The following is a 20894-nucleotide window of genomic DNA, read 5'->3' on the forward strand; positions in this document are numbered from 1 at the left end:
GTCCGCCGGAAATTCACCCGGCCAGGACAAAACGCACGGCTCTACCAGGCCCTAAAGCCTGAATTCTTGTTCAGGCAGCGGAAATCCGAGAACCGCAAGGCGTTTCTCGCTCCGATGCTCCGCCGTCAGGCGGCTTCTTCCTTGCCCGCGCGGCGGGCGACGATGCCGGCCAGTGCCGCCCGAAACGCCGCGATATCGTCGGCGCCGGTCGCACGGCCGATCGAGACGCGCAAGGCGCCCAGGCTGTCGCCATGCCCCATCGCCTTCAGCACATGGCTTGGCCCGACCTTCCCCGACGAGCAGGCTGAACCCGCCGACAGCGCGACGCCGGCGAGATCGAAAGCGATCTGCGCCGTTTCGGCCTTGACGCCGGGAATAGCGAAGAATGTCGTGTTGGCAAGCCTGGGAGCGCCATTTCCGAAAATTTCCGCGTCTGGCGCGAGGTCGCGCACGATCGCCTCGACCTCGTCGCGCCGGCTCGCGATGGCGTCCATGTCGGCGAGACTGGCCAGCGCGGCACGCGCCGCAGCGCCGAAACCGGCGATCCCGGCGACGTTTTCCGTGCCGGCGCGGTGGCTCTTCTCCTGGCCGCCGCCATTGATCAGCGGGCGCGGCATCATCAGGTCGGATGCGGCCACGATCGCGCCGACGCCCTTCGGGCCGCCGATCTTGTGCGAGGACAGGATCAGATAATCGGCATAAGGAATTGACATATCGAGCGGAATCCGCCCGGCAGCCTGCACGGCGTCGACGACCAGCACCCCGCCGGCGGCCTTGACGATCTCGCCGATGCGCCCGATCGGCTGGATAACGCCGGTCTCGTTGTTGGCGGCGTGGATCGCCACCAGCGGCAGACCAATGGCCTTGTCATGCGCGGCGAGCGCGGCGGCCAGCGCCTCGAGATCGGCAATGCCGTGCCGATCGACGCCGATCTTCGTCACCTGCGCCGCCGCGAAGCGTCCACCATTCAGTATGCAGGGATGGTCGGCTTCGGAGACGAAGAGATGGCTCATGCGGATCGATCCGCGTCCCATCTGCCAGTCGGGCGTAAGCAGCGTCGAGGCGGCTTCGGTGGCGCCGGAGGTGAAGACAATATGTTCAGGCTTGGCATTGACCAGCCGCGCCACGTCGCGGCGCGCGTCCTCGACCAGCCGGCGCGAGGCGCGCCCTTCCGTGTGGACCGATGACGGGTTGGCGGCATCGAGCGCGGCGACCATCGCTGCCCGCGCTTCCGCAATGAGCGGCGCGCTGGCGTTGTAGTCGAGATAGGCGCGGATTGCGGCCATTTTCGCTCAGTTCGTCCTTCCGCCGACTATCCCGCTAGGATAGCGCGTTATTTCCTTGAAATTGCAAGGCAAGCCGTCCTATTTACCCGGCTTGCGGCGCGGGCGGCCGGACCATCGGGTTTCGGCCTCCCAGTTTTGAACAATTCTAAACTAGCTTCTAGGAACACGCTCGCCCGGCGTCAAGGCCACAGAAGATGTGGGGCCGCGGGTGAGTCGGGATCAGGAAAGTTCCGGGCGAGCGCATTCATATGCCATGTGGAGTATTTTATGCCTGAGGTCATTTTCGCCGGTCCGGCTGGTCGCCTGGAGGGACGTTATCAGCCCTCGAAGGAAAAGAGCGCCCCGATCGCCATCGTGCTGCATCCGCACCCGCAATTCGGCGGCACGATGAACAACAAGATCGTCTACGACCTCTTCTACATGTTCCAGAAGCGCGATTTCACCACGCTGCGTTTCAATTTCCGCGGCATCGGCCGCAGCCAAGGCGAGTTCGACCATGGCACCGGCGAATTGTCGGACGCGGCCGCCGCGCTCGACTGGGTGCAGTCGCTGCATCCGGATTCGAAGAGCTGCTGGGTCGCCGGCTATTCCTTCGGCGCATGGATCGGCATGCAGCTCCTGATGCGCCGGCCCGAGATCGAGGGTTTTATTTCGGTCGCGCCGCAGCCCAACACCTACGACTTCTCGTTCCTGGCGCCCTGTCCGTCGTCCGGCCTCATCATCCATGGCGATGCCGACAAGGTGGCGCCGCCGAAGGATGTGCAGGGCCTGGTCGACAAGCTGCACACGCAAAAGGGCATCACCATCACGCAGAAGACGATCCCAGGCGCCAACCATTTCTTCGCCAACGATTCCGAGCTGCTGATCCAGGAGTGCGCCGACTATCTCGACCGTCGCCTGGCCGGCGAGTTGGCCGATCCGAGGCCGAAGCGGCTGCGCTAAGCGCGGAAGGCCGCCAGTCAGGCGTCTTAAGGAATCTGGGTTTGATCGACTCCGGCCTCGACCGTATCGGCTGTCGAAGCCCTGCCTCTTGGCGCGCGGGACGGTACCAACCGGAACGTCCGCTTGCGCACCGGCAGCTTCGAACCGGTCTGGCCGAAGATGAAGCCGAGCCGGGCAAACACCAGCCCCGATAGCACCGCGAACGCCAGTCCGAGCCCGAAGCCCGCGACCGTGTCGCTGGGATAGTGCGCGCCGACGAAGATGCGTGTCGAAGCGATGCAGGCCGTGACCGCCAGCGCGATATACCAGCGCCGCGGGAACAACAGCAGCAGGATGCCGAAGACGGCGCCCATCGTCGTGGCATGGCCGGACGGGAAACCGGCAAAGCGCGCGTCCATGGCGAAAGGATGCAGCGACAGGACGCCAAAGCTGTCGAAATAAAGCGGCCTGGCGCGGCCGATTCCGTATTTCAGCACGTTGACCGCAAGACCGGAAAGGCCGACGGCGCATAGCACCAGGAACGCGAAACACGTCCAGTTGTAGACGATCATCCGGCCATGCCGGGACAGGCCGCGCCAATCCGTCAGATTGGCGGCGACGAGGCAGAGTGCCGCTGGAATGAGATACCAGCCGCCGAGGCCGAATTGCGTGAAGAAATCGGTGAAGCGCGCAAAGCCGGAGGACCATTCGCCGCGCATCTCGCCCGCTCCGGCGTCGAGGCGCAGGAAGATCGCCACGGTGAGCAGCGCCCAGGCCATGAGCCAGACGCTCCACAGAATTCTCGGATAGCGCGCCGGACGCACGGCAAAGCGTCGCCTCACGATCGACATCGTGTCGCGGAAATTGCCGAGCGAGCGGCGGTAGAGGGCAAGGGGCGGCGCGGCGGACATGGCTGGGCGCTTATAGGGACATTCGATGCCCGACGCTATTCATCACGGCGCCACCCGGTAAAGCCCGAGCGACAGCTTGTCTCCCGACGAATAGTTGATGCCGTCGATCTCGGTCAGCCGCTTTGCCGACTTGCCCTGAGCGGCCAGCACGTCGGTAAGCTTCTGCTCGTCCTTGATCGGCGCCAGCCCGAGCGCGCAGGATGGATCGGCGAGCAGATGTTGCCCCACGCCCTCGATGTCGGTCAGCACGGTCTTGGTGCCGACCAGGAAGACCAGGCTTGGCTCCTGGAACTTCGCCGAGGCAAGCACCGTGGTGTCGCAAGGGCGGTTGGCGTCGACGGCGGCCTTGACGGCGGGGCTCAGCCAGATCGGTTTCAGCGACGGCGCGATCACGCCGAACAGCAGGCTGAAGGTGATGCCGGCGCCGACCGCGATGGCCGCGATGCGCGGCAGCGGCACCTGCAACTGCCTGGGGAAGGCAAGATAGCCGGTGACCAGAGCGGCGATCGCCGCCGGTATGCTCCACCAGGAGAAGGTCTTGGCGAGGTAAAGCGGCGCGCCGACGCAGACCACGGCAAGGCCGATCGCCACCACGGCAAGGCCGAAGGCTGTCGCCCACCACAGCCATGTCTGCCAGCACTTCAGCGGCGCGTTGGCCTTGTCCGCCGGCAAGGTGAGCAGCCAGCCGACCAGAAGCGCCATGCCCGGATAGGCCGGCATGACATAATGCGGCAGCTTGGTCGGGATCGCCTCGAAGACCAGCCAGAACGGGATGTACCAGGCCAGGCAGAAGCGCAGGCGCGGATCGTCCCAAAACCGGTTGATAGCCTGGAGCCCGGCGCCGACCGCGATCAGCCCGAAGGGCCACATGAACAGCGAATAAGTCAGCATGTAGAAGCCGGGCGGCAGGCCGTGCGATTCCTCGCCCTGCGCCACCTTGTTCAGCATGTCCTTGCCGACCGCTTCCTGGAAGAAGGCCCCGCCGCTCTTCCAGGTGATGAGGATAAGCCACGGGAGCACGATCGCCAGCACGATCAGGACGCCGCGCACCAGCTTCATCTTGAGGAGCCAGCGCCAGTCGCGGTCGAAGGCAAAGAGGGCAGCGGCGGTCAGCAGCGACAAAAGCGGTGAAACCGGGCCCTTGATGAGGATACCGAAGCCTTGCGCGATCCAGAAAATCCACGGCAGATGCCCGGGAACCGGTTCGTTGCGCTTGGCTGCCCAATACACCTGCGCCAGCGCGCCTTGCGCCATCACGCAGCAGGCGAGAAGCATGGCATCGGTCTTGGCGTCGCGCCCTTCGAAGGCGGTGGCGAAGATCGCCGCCATCATTAGGCCGGCGGCCAGCCCGGCATTGGCGCCGAAGAGTTTTGTCCCGGTCCAGCCGATGCCGACGACAGCGAGCGCGATGCCCAGCATCGAGACCAGGCGATAGACCCAGATCGGCGCCGCGGCCCCCTCGCCGCTCAACGCCACGGCGGCTGACTGCAGCCAGTAGATGCCGATCGGCTTCTTGTAGCGCGTGACATCCTGCAGGCGGATATCGACATAGTCGCCGGTCTCGACCATCTGCTTGGTCGACTGGACGAAACGGGATTCATCGCGGTCGACCGGCGGCAGGCTTGCCAGCCCGCTGACGGTCATGACGATGCTGAACAGAAAGAGGAAGAGGGAGTTCCTGTTCATCGCGGGAGCTTTTCCGATCTGAAACTGCGGGATGGCCCCGTCGCGGTGCATGGCGCCGTGTCTTTGCGCGGCGCCTCATTACGCCAGCAAAAAGGGCGAAGCAAGGACGCGCCGCGCCGTATGCGATTCCAAGCAAAACCGGAAACCACTTTTGCTGATCGCGTGTTTGTTGGTTGAAGCGCGATCGGACGCAAAACCGGAAACCACTTTTGCTGATCGCGCTTGGATGCTAAACGCGCGCCTTCATATCAAGCATGGCCAAGCGCCCGGCGACCTCCAGGAAGAAAAAATGTCCGCCTTCAAATCCGATTTCCTGCGCATCATGAGCGAGCGCGGCTTCATCCATCAGATTTCGGATGAATCCGCCCTCGACCAGCTCTTCGCCAAGGAAACGGTGAGCGCCTATATCGGCTTCGACGCCACCGCCAAAAGCCTGCACGCAGGATCGCTGATCCAGATCATGATGCTGCATTGGCTGCAGCAGACCGGCCATCGGCCGATCGCGCTGATGGGCGGCGGCACCTCGATGATCGGCGACCCGTCCTTCAAGGACGAGGCGCGCAAGCTGCTCACCCCGCAGGACATCGACGACAATCTCGTCGGCATCCGCCGCAATTTCGCGCCTTACCTGAAATTCGGCAGCGGCCCGGGCGACGCGGTCATGGTCAACAACGCCGACTGGCTGATGCAGATCAACTACGTCAATTTCCTGCGCGATGTCGGCCGGCATTTCTCCGTCAACCGCATGCTTGCCTTCGATAGCGTGAAGCTGAGACTCGATCGCGAACAGTCGCTGTCCTTCCTCGAATTCAACTATATGATCCTGCAGGCCTACGACTTCGTCGAGCTCTACAAACGCGTCGGCTGCCGGCTGCAGATGGGCGGCTCGGACCAGTGGGGCAATATCGTCAACGGCATCGACCTCGGCCACCGCATGGAGGGCGTGCAGCTCTTCGCCATGACCACGCCGCTGCTCACCACCTCCTCCGGCGCCAAGATGGGCAAGTCCGCCTCGGGCGCGGTCTGGCTCGATGGCGACATGCTCTCGCCTTACGAATTCTGGCAGTACTGGCGCAACACCGACGACGCCGATGTCGGGCGCTTCCTGAAGCTCTACACGACCCTGCCGCTCGACGAGGTGGCGCGCCTTGAAAAGCTCGGCGGCTCGGAGATCAACGAGGCGAAGAAGATCCTCGCCACCGAGATCACCGCCATGCTGCATGGCCGCGAGGCGGCCGAGACCGCAAGCGAGACGGCGCGCAAGACTTTCGAGGAAGGCGCGCTCGCAGACACTCTGCCCAGCGTCGAGGTCGCCAAATCGGACCTTGAGTCAGGCGTCGGCATCCTGGCGCTGTTCGTGAGCGCCGGGCTGGCCGGCTCGAACGGCGAAGCGCGCCGGCATGTCCAAGGCGGCGCCGTGCGCATCAACGATCAGCTCCTGACCGACGACCGCCGCGTCGTCACGCTTCAGGATCTCGGCCCGGAAGGCGTCGTGAAGCTTTCGCTCGGCAAGAAAAAGCATGTGCTGGTACGGCCGATCTGATCGGCCGAACCTTACTGCGCAGTTTGGGACGGTTGCTGCCTGTACTCGAAGATCGAGCGGAATATGCCCGGCGCCACCACCGATAGCGGATTGATGTTGAGCGTCGGCTTGTTGGCATTGCCGCGCAGCCGGTAGGTGACGCCGATCAGGCCGCGGTCGCGTCCGTTGCCCAGCAACGGCCCGAACAGCGGCAGTTCGCCGAAGATGCGGTTGAGCCCGTAGACCGGCATGAAGGTTCCGGTCATGTCCATGTTGTTGTTGGGATCGTAGAGCGTTCCCTGGAAGGTCGTGCCGATGCGCGGACCGCGCAGCAGGCCGTTCGCCAGTTTCAGATAGCCGGAACCCTTGTCGATCTCGGCAAAGCCGCGCTCGAACTGCACCCTGGACGTGTCGATGTTGCTTTTGACGGCCTGGTTCAGGCTGCGTGTATCGCCAGCCGGCGTCGTCGACACGATCGAGGCCAGCTTGGGCTCGTTGACCACATAGAAATTGCGGGCATCCACCTGTCCCTTCATCGGCCCGTCGCCGGCGCCTGAGAGCGACAGCGTGATCGCGCCGCCTTGCATGTGCTCGTAGACATTGAGGAAACGCAGGATCGCGCCGGCATCGGCAGACTTCACCCTGAGCACGCGGCCGCCTTCGCTGGTGGTGTTGTTGATCGCGATCGCGGCCCCCGAGCTTGCCGCGGCGGTGACGTTTAGCCCATTCACCCGCGATCCGGCGGCACTGTATTCGAGCTTGAGATTGGAAAGCACCTCGTCATGAAAACCGGTCAGCGATGCCACATCGGCGCTCACCGAGATCGCGTCGCTGCCGGCGCCCTTCGTGGCTGTATCGACATCCGAGGTGAACTGTTTGATCAGCGAGCGGGCGTCAAGCGACGCGCCGCTGACATCGACAGCGTAGCTCTTGCCTGAACGCTTGACCGAAACGGCGATGTCGTCGCCTCTGTTCAACGCGACTTTGCTGAAGCGGGCCGCGGACAGCGAGCCGTTGACCAGCGTCACATTGCCGTCGATCGAGAAGCTTTTTCCGTCGAGAGCGAAATCGGTCAATGTGGTGGTGCTGCCGGACTTCGCCATGTCGAAAGCGACCTTGGCGGGAATGCCGGCGCCCTTGCTCCAGCCCGCCCACGGAATGTCGAGCCTGGCATTGGTCAGGTCCGCCGAAACCTGCTGGGCGCCCTCGCCGCTCTTGTCGATCGCCACCTTGATGGTTCCCGACAGCAGGGCCGACAGTCCAGGCATGCTGGCGTTGCGCGTCTTGTCGTCGAGGACCAGCGTAACCTTGCGGCTTCGCGCCGGCCCGTCGTCGGCGAGCGGCTCGACGAGATCGAGGTCGGCCGGAATGCCGTTGAGCTTGGCCTCGGCGGAAATCACCGCCTGCTTTGGCCCGACGGTGATCGAGCCATCGGCGTCGGTCACGGTCTGGTCCTCGAAAGGCTTCGCCAGCGACAGGTCCCGATAATCGAGCGAAACCAGCCAATCTAGCTTCGAGGTGTCCATGCCCTTGGTCAGCGGAATGTCCGCTCTGACATGGCCGGTGACGGTGCCGGACAGGTCTTCCGGTGCCAGTCCGACATGGCGCATGGCATTGATCGGCTCATAGGAGGCCAGTTCGGCGATCGCCGGCGCCTCGCCCGCCACGTCGATGTCGAGCCCCCCGATGACAATCGGTCGGTTTGCATTCTTGACCGTCAGCGTGCCGCCGCTTGCCGCCACGGTGCGGCCGCTCGGCATATAGACGCTGCCCGAGGAGAGCGCGATATCGACATCGTTACCATGGAACGCAACCGCGCCGACGGCGTCGCGGACCGGCGGGATACGCCCGGCGGTATCGAAGCGCGATCCTTCGATCTGGAAACGGCCGAATACTTCATCGCCGGTAAGCGGCACGCCGTTGCCGAGGCGCCCCGGCGCGACCTGGAACTGCAGATTGGCGTCGGTCACCGTGCCGCCGAACAAGTTGCCCAGCACCCAAAGCCGCGCGTTGCGGGCCGAGAACCACGGCCACAATTGCTTGACATGCGAGACTGGCATGTCATGCACGTTGAGCGACAGCGATACCCCTGGCGGGCCGTGGTCGATGAAGGCGACGGTGGCCGCGCCCAGTACCTCGCCCGGTCCGCCGGAGCGCACGCCGATCTGCTCGGCAACGAGCTTGCGGCTCTTCGGCTGGTAGACACCGGCGATACGGGCCAGGAACTGAAGCGCCGGTTCCTGCGATTCCGAAGGCGCCAGCGTCGAGCCGTCGCTGGTGAGATCATAGCGGTAGGCGGGCTCCTCCCCCGCAGCTGCCGGCTTCGGCCCGATCGATCCGGCAAAGTTGAAGCTGGAGCGGCTGCTCCTGATCAGCAGCCGGTCGACCGAGATCTTGTTTGAACCGGCCACCAGTGTGGCATCGGCTTCGACATCGGTCGGCAGCAGCCCGCGCTCGCCCAGGTCGAGCACCGAACCGTTGAGGGAGAGCGAAGCCGCGAGGCGCGACGGGTTGTCGCCCGACGCTTCCGAGCCCGAAAGCTTCAATGCGATCGAACCCAGCTTGGCGCCATCGGCCGGGGCGGCCTCGGTCGAACTGCCCTTGCCGGGGGCGCCTTCTATCTCGAGATTGGCGTCCAGCGACGAAATGCGCCTTGCCGTCGCATCGCGCGTCGCCGAGGCGGTCAAAGTCGCGTGCCGGCCATCGACATCGGCATCGTAGGAAACCTGCATGCGTCCCGCGCCTGTCTGCGCGACGGTCGCCGAGGCGATGGTCACGCGCTTGACCGGTCCGGCGTCCGGCAGCTTGAACTCGACATTGCGCAGATCGATCTGTCGCATCGAGTCCTCGCGCACGGCATCAAGCGCGCCGTTGACGCCTGAAAACACCGCCGCCGACACTTTCTCCGGGTCGACAAGGCCATCCGCGTTGCGCAGCGCCGCCGTCCAGTCGCTGCCTCCGGAGGGCATGGCCCCCACCACGATATGGGCATCGGAAAATCTGGCGCTCGTCAGCCGGACGTCGCCCGAAAGCAGCGGCAGAAGGCGCATGCCGAAACGTACGCGTCCGATATCGGCCATCGGCTTGCCGTCGGCCGTCTTCAGGCTGACATCGTTCACCTGCAGGGCGACGAAGCTCGACCCGTCGAGCGTCAGCCGAGCCGGGCCGACGGCGACGTTGACATCGATGCCGGCCAGCTTCTCGATGGCTGTCTCCGCCTCAGTCCGCAGGCGCTCCGTGCCGATGCCGGAGGCGCCGAGGACATAGACACCCGCCGCCGCCAGAAGCATGAGCGCGCAAAACCCGGCAAACACCCGGCCGAGGACGCGGAAACGCCGCCGCACGGCTGCCCGGCCGAGCGGCGGCACGCTGCACGCGGACGGAAGCCTCGCCAGGTCGGTGATCTCGTCACGCCTGAACCTGATCTTCTCGTGCTGCGGTTCTTCCTGATCCAAGCAATATTCCGTTGTGACGAACTCGTCGTGGACGAATCCCCGCCTCACGTTATATCGATGATTTCCCGCGCGTAACCGCAAACAAGGGCATCGATATGGCTGACCTCGAGGTGGGCGACGCAGCGCCGCAATTCGATCTTCCGCGTGACGGCGGCGGCTCTCTCAGCCTCGCGGCGTTCCTGGGCAAGCCAGTTGTACTTTACTTCTATCCGCAAGACGACACCACAAGTTGCACCGCCGAGGCCATCAGCTTCTCGCAGTTGAAGCCGGAGTTCGAGAAGGCCGGTGCCGTGGTGATCGGGCTGTCGCCTGATAGCGCGAAGAAACACGACAAATTCAAGGCGAAGCACGATCTCACGGTCGATCTCATCGCTGACGAGGAGCGCAAAGTGATCGAGGCCTACCGTTTGTGGGTCGAAAAGACGATGTATGGGCGCAAATATATGGGTGTCGAGCGCGCCACCTTCCTGATCGGGAAGGACGGGCGGATCGCCCGTATCTGGCGCAAGGTTCGCGTCAAGGGCCATGCCGAGGCCGTGCTGGAAGCCGTTCGCGCGCTCTGAGCGTCGCCAAAGCCCGCCAAAGCAATCGACAATTATGGTCGTTACTCGTCAGATGCCTCAGGCTTCGGCTGCCGCCGCGTCCTCCAGGATTTCGAACGATGGCTCACCTGATCGGCCAGCGCGGCAAGATGGCCACGCAAGCCGCGCGCGCCCATCATGGACGACAGCGTGACTGATTGCGTGGCAAAGCGCCGCTTGAAATCCTCGCCGCCGCAGAGAAAATCAATCGTGGCAAGGCCGCGGTCGAACGACCATTGGATATAGTCCATCATCAGTACCATACCCGGCGAGGCGCGCTCGTATTCGGGATCATAGGTGGTGACGAAAGCCATCATCGTGCCGTGCTGCTCGAAATTGATCGAGACGGCGACGATCGTGTCGTCAAGCTCCAGCACGAAGATGCGCAACAGCCCGAGGTCGGCCAGCACCGAAATAAGCGCGGCGAGAACCGGCGAGCCCTTGTCGAACAGATCCGAGGCACGACCATGGCGAGCGAGCCAGAGGCGCTTCAGCGTCGCGACGCGCTCGAGCACCGGTTCGCGCGGGTCCTCCGCATCCAGCAGCCGGAAACGCAATGCACCGCTTTCTTCCATGAACTTGCGGCCGCGACGATAATTCTGCCGGCCCTTCTTGGACAATGTCTCGAACCATTCCGCGCCACCCTGCCAGGAGCCAGCAACACGATAGCTAAGTTCAGTGCGGTGGTTGGGCCGAAGCGCCTTGCCATGAGCCGGTTCCAGCAGGGCATGAACACCGGCATCCGGCAGCAGGCGGTTGAGATAGATCAGGTCGAAGCCACCGTGGTCAAAAACATACTGCCAGAGGCGGGAGATCGCCCGCGGGTCGCTGTCAGGTGCAACCAGCGCGTCGCCATAGTCACTGTGATCCTTCGCCGCCCATTCGAGGATGCGGATGCCGGAACGCCTGAAGGTCGCGAGCGCTATCACCCCATCGAGCCGGTCGCCGTTCCAGGCGAGCCCAATCCTGAGCGCGCGCCGCTCCTGCTGCGGGGTGGTGCGCCACCAGGCCGCGATCCAGTCCGGGTGCTGGAAGACAAGCCCGCCAGCCCGCTGCCAGAGCGCGGCCCAGGCCGGTGCGATCTCGGCCAGGCGGGCCGCCGTTGTCACGACTTCGAAGGTGCGTGTCCGCGGGATTGCGAGCACAACGGGAGCGTTCATGGCCGTGTCCCCTCCGAGGCTCGCGAGGCGCGTGACCGTGGCCTTCCGGGCCGGATGCGCTTGGCGATATGTCCCCACATCCGCTTCAGCGGCATGACGTAAAGGCCTGCGAGCGACTGATAGTCGCGCACATCGCGGTCGACCAGCCCGAACTTGAAGTCCTCGTCGGGCCTCGGCACACACAATGTTCCGAAGAGCCGGTCCCAGAACGAGAAGAGCAGCCCGAAGTTCTTGTCGTAGTGGCGCGGATCGACGCTGTGATGCAGCTGATGCCAGTGAGGACACAGGATCAAGTTGTTGAGCGGGCCGAACGAGATCTTGAAATGCGTGTGCCTGACGAAATCCATCATCAGGATGTTACGCATGACATAGACGTTGACGCCAAAAACGGTCAGTTCGACAAGGTTCAGCGAAATCAGCGACCAGATGCCGAAGCAGAGCCCCACGACGATGCCGTCCCAAGCTCGGTTCATCAACTCGTCGAGCGGATGGACCCGGTCCTTGGTGATCCCGACCATCACCTCGGCCGAGTGATGCACCTTGTGCAGTTCCCAAAGCAGCGGATAGCGATGCTGGGCGACATGATAGAGGTAATAGGAAATGTCGTAGGCCAGGAGCATGCTGACGGTGAAGATCAGAACCGTCACCGGCCCTGCCGGCCCCTCGGTCAGAGGCGGCTGGAAGTGGAACAGTGTCGAAAACAGCCAGTTGGTCCCGTACCCCACCACCGTGACGAAGACGATTCCGGCGGGCAGCATCAGGAAAGGCATCAGGGCCTTCTTCGTGACCCAGAACAGCAGGTCGGCCTTCGCGGAAGGATGGGTGATGACCTCACGCGGGATGGCGAACTCGAAAAACTCCTTCCAGCTCTTCTCCTCGACCGCGCGCCAATAGGCCACAAGCGCGCTGACAAAGGCAGTCAGCAGCAAAAGCCCGGTCGCCAGCAGACTGGTGCCCGAAATCTTGTCGAGGATCTTGCCAACCAGATCGCCCAGCATTCCCACCGCCACGATGAATCCCAAATACCAACACGCCTTTACTCGAAAAACGTCAACTAAACGCAATCGAAGACAGTTAAGAAACCCGAGCCTTGCTCTGCGAGCTACAGGCTGCTCCTGGCAGAACTTTGGTGCTCATCGCCAACGCGACACGGCGTCCGCGTCCTGAAGATTTTCGCGCTACCTCATGCCCGTACTGCGTGCATCCGGCGCCGCGCGGTCGACACGGCAAAACTTTGTTAACCCTAATAATGTGTAATCAGGCTTGTCGTTAGTCCGTAACGAAAGCTTGGTCCCCGTGAAACCAACCGGTCAGTCAGCTGTCTTCGGCAGGCGTAAGGAACCGCACACGGTCATCATCGCCCGGGGCGACGAGATCAGGCATTTCACCATCCGCCCCTGGCTCGCGGCCTTCATCGGCTCGGCTCTGGCGGCGATCGCCATCGGCTATCTGCTCGCGACTTCCTATCTGGTGCTGCGCGACGACCTGATCGGCGCCACGACGGCAAGGCAGGCGCGCATGCAGCAGGCCTATGAGGACCGCATCTCGGCCCTGCGTGCCCAGGTCGACCGCATCACCAGCCGCCAGCTTCTCGATCAGCAGCTGATGGAGACCAAGGTCAGCGAGCTGCTGGCCAGGCAGACCCAGCTCAGCGAGCGGCACGGACGGCTTGGGCCGATCCTCGAGCGCGCCGAGAACGAGGTCGGTGACGCACCTGCAACGGGCGCAACGGCACCCAAGCCCGACGAGCACGCCGAGGTCACCGGCAGCCTTTCGCAGGCGCCGACCTATTCCGTCGCATCCTTGGACGCCGGCGATACAAGGCCCTTCTCGCTCTGGTCGACACGGTCCGATCCGCTTGACGGCGAAACGGCGGCCGATCGCGCCGACAAGCTGTTCGTCTCGATCAATGCTTCGTTGAAGGCCATCGAGGGCCAGCAGCTTTCGCGCATCGCCACGCTTGCCGACAACGCCTACAAGAATGCCGATGCCATAGCGCAGGCACTGGAAGCGGCCGGCCTGCCGGTCGACGGCGAACTGAACAAGAGCGATGTCGGCGGCCCGCTGGTTCCGCTTGATCCCACCATGGGTTTCGACAGCAAGGTCAAGGAGTTGGACGAGGCGCTCGATGCGCTCGACCAGATCAAGAAAGAGGCGCGCAAGCTGCCGCTCGCCAATCCCGCCCCGGGTCGCACGGTGACCAGCCCCTTCGGCGTGCGCACCGATCCGATCCTGGGCAGCGCCGCCCTGCATACGGGAATGGATTTCAGGGCGCCGATCGGCATGCCGGCCAAGGTCACCGCCGCCGGCGTCGTCACAAGAGCCGGCTGGGCCGGCGGCTACGGCCGCATGGTCGAGGTCGACCATGGCAACGGTTTTGCCACGCGCTACGGGCATTTGAGCGAGATCGACGTCACCGTTGGCCAGAAGCTCGCCGCCGGCGACGTCATCGGCAAGACCGGCAGCAGCGGCCGCTCGACGGGTCCGCACCTGCACTATGAAGTGCGCCACGATGGCGAAGCGGTCGACCCGCTGCGCTTCCTCACCGTTGGCAAGAAGGTCGCGCAGTACCTTTGACCGGCTGATCCAAACCGGCGCCGTGCCCGATCTCGATCATCCGATCGACAATCCCGGCATCGATATCGGCCGCGGCTCGCGCCGGCCAGTCAGGCTTTGACATGGATATCCCGCGGGAATCTCGTCAGCGTCTCGTTGCCGGCATCGGTTACCAGAATGGTTTCGCTGATCTCGATGCCCCAGCCGTCCATCCACATGCCCAGGATGGAATGAACGACATTGCCGGGCTGGAGCACCGTCTTGTCGCCCGGTCTCAGGCTGATCGTATGCTCGCCCCAATCCGGCGGATAGGCGACGCCGATGGAATAGCCGATACGCGATTCCTTCTTCAGCCCGTGGCGCTCAATGACCTTGCGCCATGCAGCTTCGACCGCTTCGGCGGTCGTTCCCGGACGTGCGGTTTCGAGCACCGCATCCATGCCCTCGATCACCGCCTTTGCCGTGTCTGCGACGCGAGCCGGCGTCTTGCCGAGTTGCATCGTCCTGGCGAGCCCCGCCGCATAGCGACGGCAGACGCCGGCAAGCTCGAGCGCGATCGTTTCGTCCTTCCCGAACCGCCTGTCGCTCCACATGATGTGCGGCGCGGACGCGTTTTCGCCGCCGAGGATCGTCGGCGGCAGCGCCGTGATGTCGCCAGCGAAATCCTGGCTGCCGGCGATCTGCGCCGCCTGGATGGCGGCGATCGCATCGCATTCGCGCACGCCCGGCGCGATAACTTCGAATGCTCGCGCGACGGCTGCTTCGGCCAGCATCGAGGCCTTGCGCAGATAGGCGATTTCCGCAGCCGATTTCACCGCGCGGATCCAGTTCACGAGCAGGTCGGCGTCGTGCCATTTCGCGTTGGGCAATCCGGCGACGAGCCGCGCATGTGCCTTCGGCGAAAAATAATAGGCTTCGAGCTCGATGCCGATATGGCGGCTGCCCCATCCCTTGGCGACGATCCAGGCCGCGATCCAGTCCATGGGATGCCGATCGGCGCGCTGAACGTGGTCCTCCGGAAATCCGACCACGTTTTCCGGCTTCATCCAGGCCGTCAGCAACCCGCCGGCCGCATCCATGGCGCGCCCGATCCAGACCGGCTCGGCGTCCTCGATCGGCACGAGCACCACCTGGGGCGTGTAGAACGACCAGCCGTCATAACCGGTGACGTAGTGCTGGTTGGCGACGTCGTTGACGATCAAGAGCTCGATGCCGCGCTTTGCCATCTCGGCGCGGATTCTTGCGAGCCGCCGCTGGTACTCTTCGCGGGCAAAAGGCAGCTCAATCATCTTTTCTCCTCACCGGATCGATCTGGTCGGGACGAAGCCCTGTCGTCCACCATTGCGGTGGTTTTGACCGGCGACAATCGGCCAGGACGATGCATGGGCAGGGCCTAGCCGAACGGGGAGCGATTGACTCGAAGCAAGTTGTAGGATGATATGTATCACCCGATATCCAGACATGAACCTTCATGACCGTTCATCGCCTCTCGCCGGAAATCCTCAGCGCCATGGAAGGTGCCGTCGGCCGAAACGGCATTGCCGTCGAGCCGGCCGGAATGGCGAAATATCTGGGCGACTGGGCGGGCGACTATCAGGGTAACGCTCTTGCCGTGCTGCGACCTGGTTCGGTAGCCGAGGTGCAGGCGCTGATGCGCCTGTGCAATGAGCTCGGACTCGGCGTCGTTCCACAGGGCGGCAACACCGGCCTGGTGTCAGGCGCGATCGACAGCAAAGGCGGCGGCCTGGTTGTCTTAAGCCTGGAGCGGCTGAACGCCATCCGACAGATCGATGCGGATAATTTCACGCTGCGTGCTGATGCAGGCTGCGTGCTGCAGACGATCAAGGACGCCTGCGAGGCGCGGGATTGCCTTTTCCCGCTCGCGCTCGGTGCGCAAGGCAGCTGCCAGATCGGCGGCAATGCGGCCACCAACGCCGGCGGCGTCAACGTGCTGCGCTACGGCATGGCGCGCGACCTGATCCTGGGCCTCGAAGTGGTGCTGGCGGATGGCGAGCTGTGGAACGGCTTCTCCGGTCTGCGCAAGAACAACAGCGGCTATGATTTGAAGCAGCTTTTCATCGGCTCGGAAGGCACGCTGGGCATCATCACCGGTGTCGAGGTCAAGCTGTTTCCGAAGCCGGCCAAGACAGAGACCGCCTATCTCGGCCTGGCCTCGTTCGAAGCGGCCGTCACGCTCTTCAACCGGGCACGCCGCGACTGTTCGGACCTGATCTCCGCTTTCGAGATCATCGGCGCCGAATGCATCGAGCTTGCCCGGCTGGTCGACCCCACAACGAGAGCGCCGGTCCCGGCACCCGTCCAGGTGCTGATCGAATTGTCGTCCAGCGCCGCCATCGATCTCAACGGCCTGCTGGCCGGGTTCCTCGGCGATGCGGTGGAGAGCGGCCTGGTGACCGACGCGGTTCTCGCCGCGAGCACCGCGCAGGCCAGGAGATTTTGGGCGATCCGCGAAGGCCTGGTCGAAGGCCAGGCCAAGCGCGGCTATCATGTGCGCACCGACCTGTCGGTGAAGATTTCCGACATCCCGGCCCTGATCAAGCAGGCCCTCCGCTTCGTCACAAACGATCATCCCGGCTGGCTTCCCCTCGCCTACGGCCACGCCGGCGACGGCAACATCCATTTCAACGTGCTGCCGCCGGCCGAACTTGCCGAGCACGAGGCTCGTGCGCGTGGTGCCGAGGTCATCGCCGGGCTCTATGAAATCGCCGCCGGCCTCGGCGGCTCGATCAGCGCGGAGCACGGCATCGGCCGCAGCCGCCGCAAGGAGTTCTGGGCCGGACTATCGCCGACGCATCGCCGCATGGTCGCGGCGCTGAAGAACGCCCTCGACCCCAAGGGCGTGATGAATCCCGGCTGTCTGCTACCCGCGACGGAGACTTTTCCATGAAGCAGAGACTGGCCGCCATCGGCACCGTCGAGACGCTGCCTCACCGGGTCGCTGCCTTCCTCAGCCGCGAGATCGAATCCGGCGAATTGAACCCCGGCGCGCGCCTGCCGACCGAGCAGGAACTGTCCGAAAAATTCGGCGTCAGCCGCAACGTGGTGCGTGAGGCGATCGCCCAGCTCAGGGCCGACGGCATGATCGAGGCCCGGCAAGGCATCGGCGCTTTTGTGCTGGCCCCCGAGCAGCGGGCGGCGATCCGCATCGACCGCGAGGCGCTCAAGGACACGCACAACATGGAGCGGCTGTTCGAGCTGCGCTGCATCCTCGAGGCCGAATCGGCAGCCCTTGCCGCGGCGCGACGCAATCAGGGCCATCTCGATTCGATCAAGGCTGCGCTCGACCGCATGGGCGGCGAGGAGCGTTGGGAAGAAGGCAGCATCGACGCCGATCTGCTCTTCCACCGCGAGATCGCGCGCGCCACCGGCAACAGCTATATCCACACCTTCATCTCGTTCGTCTGCGAGCAGATCCGCCACTCGATCCACTACGCGCGCATGACCAATCCGCTGCACGATCTCGTCGAGATCAATGTCGGCGAGCATGTGCGTATCTATGAGGCTCTGGTGGCGGGCGATCCGGCGGCGGCGGAAGCGGCGATGCGGGCGCACATCGTCGGCGCCGCCAACCGCGTCGGCGTCAAGCTGCCGCTCTCGAAAGCCAATGGAGCGAAATAGCCATGCCGACGAGCGTCACCCGCATCTCCGATGTCTGCCTGCTGGTCGAAAACATCGAAAGGACGGTCGACTTCTACGTTGAAAAGCTCGGCTTCCGCCTGCGCCGCCGCGCCGAAGGCTTCGCCGATTTCCATGGCGAGGGCGTGACGCTCGCCGCTTGGGAGCTCGACCACATCAACCGGCATACCGGCGTGTCCAACCTGAGATCGCCGCGCCATGCGCACAAGGTCTGCGTCGCCGTGCAGCTCGACACGCCGGCCGATATCGACCGGCTGCATGGCGAACTCAGCGCCAAGGGCGTGCCCTTCTACGGCCCGCCCGAAAACTACGTCTGGAACGCGCGCTGCGCCTATTTCACGGACCCGGACGACACGGTTTGGGAGCTTTACGCCTGGCTCGACGGCGGCCTTGGCGACTACCACGACGAACAGCCGTAGACGACGCCGAGCCGAAGGGAACGGCGCCTGGAGAAGAGACGAGAAAAGTCTGCAACAGGAGCGAAAAATGAGTGGGAACAGGGACTTCGAATTGAATCGCCGCGCTTTCGTGAAAGGCGGCATGGCTGCCGTGGCGGCCGTATCTGCCGGCATGCAGCTGGTGCTGACGCCCGGCGCCAAGGCCGCCGGCAAGGTCGTCATCCAGTATGACTGGCTGATGTCCAACGGCCAGATCGGCGATATCGCGGCCGTCGCCAATGGCTACTTCAAGGACGCCGGGCTCGAGGTCGAGTTCAGCCCCGGCGGTCCGAATGCGTCGACCGTGCCGCCGGTGATCTCGGGCGCCGCGCAGCTTGGCCAGTTCTCGGAAACGCCGCAGCTCTATTCGGCCCGCGCCAGCGGCGTGCCGATCAGGATCATCGCCTGCGGCTTCCGCACCGGTCCTTATGCATTGACGTCCAAGCCCGCAAAACCGATCCGCGGCGTGGCCGATCTCAAGGGCAAGAAGATCGGCATCCAGCCGACGGCGCGCTTCGTCATCGACGAGATCCTGGCCAAGAACGGCATCGATCCGTCGGAGGTGACCATCGTCAATGTCGGCTTCGACAAGGCGCCGCTGGTTCGCGGCGATGTCGACGCGATCGGCGGCTGGATTACCAACACGCAGGCGCTCAGCGTCGTCGGCGACGACCGCATCGACCTCTTGACGCGTGACCTCGGGCTGAGCTCCTACGCCGATGTCTATTTCGCGACCGACGCGGCAATCGAAAAGGATCCTGAGACGCTGGCGAAGTTCATCGGCGCCGTCGGCAAAGGCTGGGGCTGGGTCCACGCCAACCCGCAGGAGGCGGTCAAGAAGATGGTCGCCGCTTATCCCGAAATGGATCTCGGCTGGGAGGAAAAGACCGTCAACCTGGTGCTGAAACTCTCCTTCGACGGCGCAACCGCCAAGGATGGCTGGGGTACGTTCGACCCGGCCTCGATCGAGGAGCAATTGGCGCTGCTCGACAAGGTTGGCCAATATCCGAACGGCCGCCCGGCGACCGCCGATGTCTACACCACCAAGATACTCGAACTCTCGGCCGCCGACCGGCCCAAGCTCGACGCGCCCGCCGCGTGATGCCGGACGCGATCGAAGCGCGACAGCTGGATGTCGGCTATGGCGGCGGCCGGAAGACAGCCGTCAAAGTGCTCGCCGGCCTCGACCTCACCGTCGCGGCCGGTTCCTTCCTGTCGATCCTGGGGCCGTCCGGCTGCGGCAAGTCGACCTTGCTCAGAGTGGTGGCCGACCTGCTCGACCCGCTTGGCGGCTCGATCAGCGTGCTGGGCGAAACGCCGCATACGGTGCGCTCGCGCCGCGATGTCGGCTTCGTGTTCCAGGATTCGACCCTCCTTCCCTGGCGCACGGTGCGCGACAATGTGCGCCTGCCGCTCGGCGTCGGTCAGGGCAGCCTGACGCGCAAGATCGAGGATCGCAGCACGGAACTGCTGGAATTGATGGGGCTCGGCGGCCTCAGTGAGCGCCTGCCGCATCAGCTCTCCGGCGGCCAGCGCCAACGCGTGGCAATCGCGCGTGCCTTGCTCGGCGAGCCCAAATTGCTTTTGATGGACGAACCCTTCGGCGCGCTCGACGAGATCACGCGCGACCGGTTGAACGACGAACTGCTGTCCCTTTGGCGGCGCAGCGGCACAACTATCCTTTTTGTCACCCATTCGATTGCCGAAGCCGCCTATCTTGGTGAGCGCGTCATCGTGCTGGCCGCCAATCCTGGGCGCGTGGTCAAGGACCTCGACATGCGGCCCTTCAAGCAGGAGGGCAACCGCTGCAAGCGCGAGGATCCGGCGATCGTCGCCGCCATGGCCGACCTGCGCGTGGCGCTGGAGCGCGCATCGTGAGACAGGCGCCGCTCTCCCCGCAAATGACGGTCGCGCTTCCCATCCTGGGCGCGGCTTCGATCCTGCTTGCCTGGCAATATCTTTTGCCGTTGCTCGGCGTGCCGGCCTATATCGTGCCGACGCCGACAGCGATCTTCGGCGTGTTCCAAAAGAATTTTGCGCTCCTCATCGACAATCTGAGGCCGACGCTGATCGAGGCGCTGGCCGGCTTCGTCATCGGCAATCTCGCCGCCGTGCTGCTCGCCGTGCTCTTCGTCCACAGCCGCGTCCTGCAAGCCGCCTATTTCCCGATCGTGCTCTTCTTCAACACCATTCCGATCCTGGCGCTGTCGCCGATCATCATCCTGATCTTCGGACTCGGCGTGACGCCGAAGATCGTGATTGCCGCGGTAATCTGCTTCTTCCCGACGCTGGTGAACATGATCCGCGGCCTCGATTCGGCGAGCGACAACGAGCACGAGCTGTTCCGCGTGCTGTCAGCGACACACTCGGAGATTTTCTGGAGCCTGCGTCTGCCCCGTGCCCTGCCGATGCTGTTCTCTTCGCTGAGGATCGCGTCGGCCACCGCCGTGATCGGCGCCATCGTCGGCGAGTGGATCGGCTCGGACAAAGGGCTCGGCGCGCTGATCATCCAGGCGACCTTCAACTATCAGTCCGATCGACTTTATGCGGCGATCGTGCTGTCGTCGTCGCTGTCGATCGCGTTGTTTTGCCTCGTCGTCCTGATCGAGCGGCGAATCATCAAATATTGAGCGAGACGGCGGCCCACGCGCCGTGTGCTCACGCATCGAGATAGGAACATCCTCCCGAGCAGGCATTCATCGCGCATTTATTCGGCCTGCGG

The 20894-nt window shown here is 64.2% G+C and carries 17 protein-coding genes; 10 read left to right on the plus strand and 7 right to left on the minus strand.

Features of this window, described 5'->3' with window-relative positions; all coding sequences use genetic code 11:
- Positions 1–125: 125 nt before the first annotated feature.
- Positions 126–1286, minus strand: a complete 1161-nt coding sequence (locus LB529_RS13660) for a cysteine desulfurase family protein (protein ID WP_224711362.1) — start codon at positions 1284–1286, stop codon at positions 126–128.
- 267 nt (positions 1287–1553) lie between these two features.
- Here LB529_RS13660 and LB529_RS13665 point away from each other — a divergent pair, with 267 nt between their 5' ends.
- A complete protein-coding gene (locus LB529_RS13665) occupies positions 1554–2228 on the plus strand; it encodes an alpha/beta hydrolase (protein WP_095765174.1) in 675 nt (224 codons plus the stop codon).
- A gap of 26 nt (positions 2229–2254) precedes the next feature.
- Here LB529_RS13665 and LB529_RS13670 read toward each other — a convergent pair whose 3' ends face one another.
- Positions 2255–3118, minus strand: a complete 864-nt coding sequence (locus LB529_RS13670) for a phosphatase PAP2 family protein (protein ID WP_224711363.1) — start codon at positions 3116–3118, stop codon at positions 2255–2257.
- Between the two features lie 42 nt (positions 3119–3160).
- Positions 3161–4804, minus strand: coding sequence for an ArnT family glycosyltransferase (locus tag LB529_RS13675; protein ID WP_224711364.1), 1644 nt, complete (start codon positions 4802–4804; stop codon positions 3161–3163).
- A gap of 289 nt (positions 4805–5093) precedes the next feature.
- Here LB529_RS13675 and tyrS point away from each other — a divergent pair, with 289 nt between their 5' ends.
- Positions 5094–6347 (plus strand): tyrosine--tRNA ligase, encoded by a 1254-nt coding sequence (gene tyrS / locus LB529_RS13680; protein WP_224711365.1) that lies wholly within the window; start codon positions 5094–5096, stop codon positions 6345–6347.
- An 11-nt stretch (positions 6348–6358) separates the two neighbouring features.
- Here tyrS and LB529_RS13685 read toward each other — a convergent pair whose 3' ends face one another.
- The gene (locus tag LB529_RS13685; protein ID WP_224525569.1) at positions 6359–9781 is read right to left on the minus strand and encodes a DUF3971 domain-containing protein; all 3423 of its coding nucleotides are present in this window, start codon (positions 9779–9781) and stop codon (positions 6359–6361) included.
- Between the two features lie 95 nt (positions 9782–9876).
- On the opposite strand from LB529_RS13685, the gene LB529_RS13690 reads away from it, so the two are divergent.
- Entirely contained in the window at positions 9877–10344 is a 468-nt protein-coding gene (locus LB529_RS13690) for a peroxiredoxin (RefSeq protein ID WP_140840217.1), read from the plus strand.
- A 41-nt stretch (positions 10345–10385) separates the two neighbouring features.
- Here LB529_RS13690 and LB529_RS13695 read toward each other — a convergent pair whose 3' ends face one another.
- Both LB529_RS13695 and LB529_RS13700 read right to left on the minus strand, forming a co-directional pair.
- Positions 10386–11522, minus strand: coding sequence for a GNAT family N-acetyltransferase (locus tag LB529_RS13695; RefSeq protein ID WP_224711366.1), 1137 nt, complete (start codon positions 11520–11522; stop codon positions 10386–10388).
- A complete protein-coding gene (locus LB529_RS13700; protein WP_224711367.1) occupies positions 11519–12520 on the minus strand; it encodes a sterol desaturase family protein in 1002 nt (333 codons plus the stop codon). The genes LB529_RS13695 and LB529_RS13700 overlap by 4 nt, the downstream gene beginning before the upstream one ends.
- Before the next feature lie 298 nt (positions 12521–12818).
- On the opposite strand from LB529_RS13700, the gene LB529_RS13705 reads away from it, so the two are divergent.
- Complete coding sequence (locus LB529_RS13705) at positions 12819–14099, plus strand: M23 family metallopeptidase (protein ID WP_224711368.1); 1281 nt, start codon at positions 12819–12821, stop codon at positions 14097–14099.
- 89 nt (positions 14100–14188) lie between these two features.
- Here LB529_RS13705 and LB529_RS13710 read toward each other — a convergent pair whose 3' ends face one another.
- Positions 14189–15367 carry a M24 family metallopeptidase gene (locus LB529_RS13710; protein WP_224711369.1) on the minus strand — a complete coding sequence of 393 codons (1179 nt, stop codon included), beginning with the start codon at positions 15365–15367 and terminating at the stop codon, positions 14189–14191.
- Between the two features lie 182 nt (positions 15368–15549).
- Here LB529_RS13710 and LB529_RS13715 point away from each other — a divergent pair, with 182 nt between their 5' ends.
- From LB529_RS13715 to LB529_RS13740, 6 genes are all read left to right on the plus strand, one after another.
- A complete protein-coding gene (locus tag LB529_RS13715; RefSeq protein WP_224711370.1) occupies positions 15550–16986 on the plus strand; it encodes an FAD-binding oxidoreductase in 1437 nt (478 codons plus the stop codon).
- The gene (locus LB529_RS13720) at positions 16983–17717 is read left to right on the plus strand and encodes a FadR/GntR family transcriptional regulator (RefSeq protein WP_140840225.1); all 735 of its coding nucleotides are present in this window, start codon (positions 16983–16985) and stop codon (positions 17715–17717) included. Before LB529_RS13715 ends, LB529_RS13720 begins: the two co-directional genes overlap by 4 nt.
- Before the next feature lie 2 nt (positions 17718–17719).
- Positions 17720–18154: a VOC family protein gene (locus tag LB529_RS13725; RefSeq protein WP_224711371.1), complete on the plus strand. Its 435-nt coding sequence runs from the start codon at positions 17720–17722 to the stop codon at positions 18152–18154.
- Positions 18155–18221: 67 nt separating this feature from the next.
- A complete protein-coding gene (locus LB529_RS13730; RefSeq protein ID WP_224711372.1) occupies positions 18222–19274 on the plus strand; it encodes an ABC transporter substrate-binding protein in 1053 nt (350 codons plus the stop codon).
- Positions 19274–20050, plus strand: a complete 777-nt coding sequence (locus LB529_RS13735) for an ABC transporter ATP-binding protein (protein WP_224631892.1) — start codon at positions 19274–19276, stop codon at positions 20048–20050. Before LB529_RS13730 ends, LB529_RS13735 begins: the two co-directional genes overlap by 1 nt.
- Positions 20047–20802, plus strand: a complete 756-nt coding sequence (locus tag LB529_RS13740; RefSeq protein WP_224711373.1) for an ABC transporter permease — start codon at positions 20047–20049, stop codon at positions 20800–20802. Before LB529_RS13735 ends, LB529_RS13740 begins: the two co-directional genes overlap by 4 nt.
- Positions 20803–20894: the final 92 nt, after the last annotated feature.

Source organism: Mesorhizobium sp. CA5, from assembly GCF_020165105.1.
Taxonomy (GTDB): domain Bacteria; phylum Pseudomonadota; class Alphaproteobacteria; order Rhizobiales; family Rhizobiaceae; genus Mesorhizobium.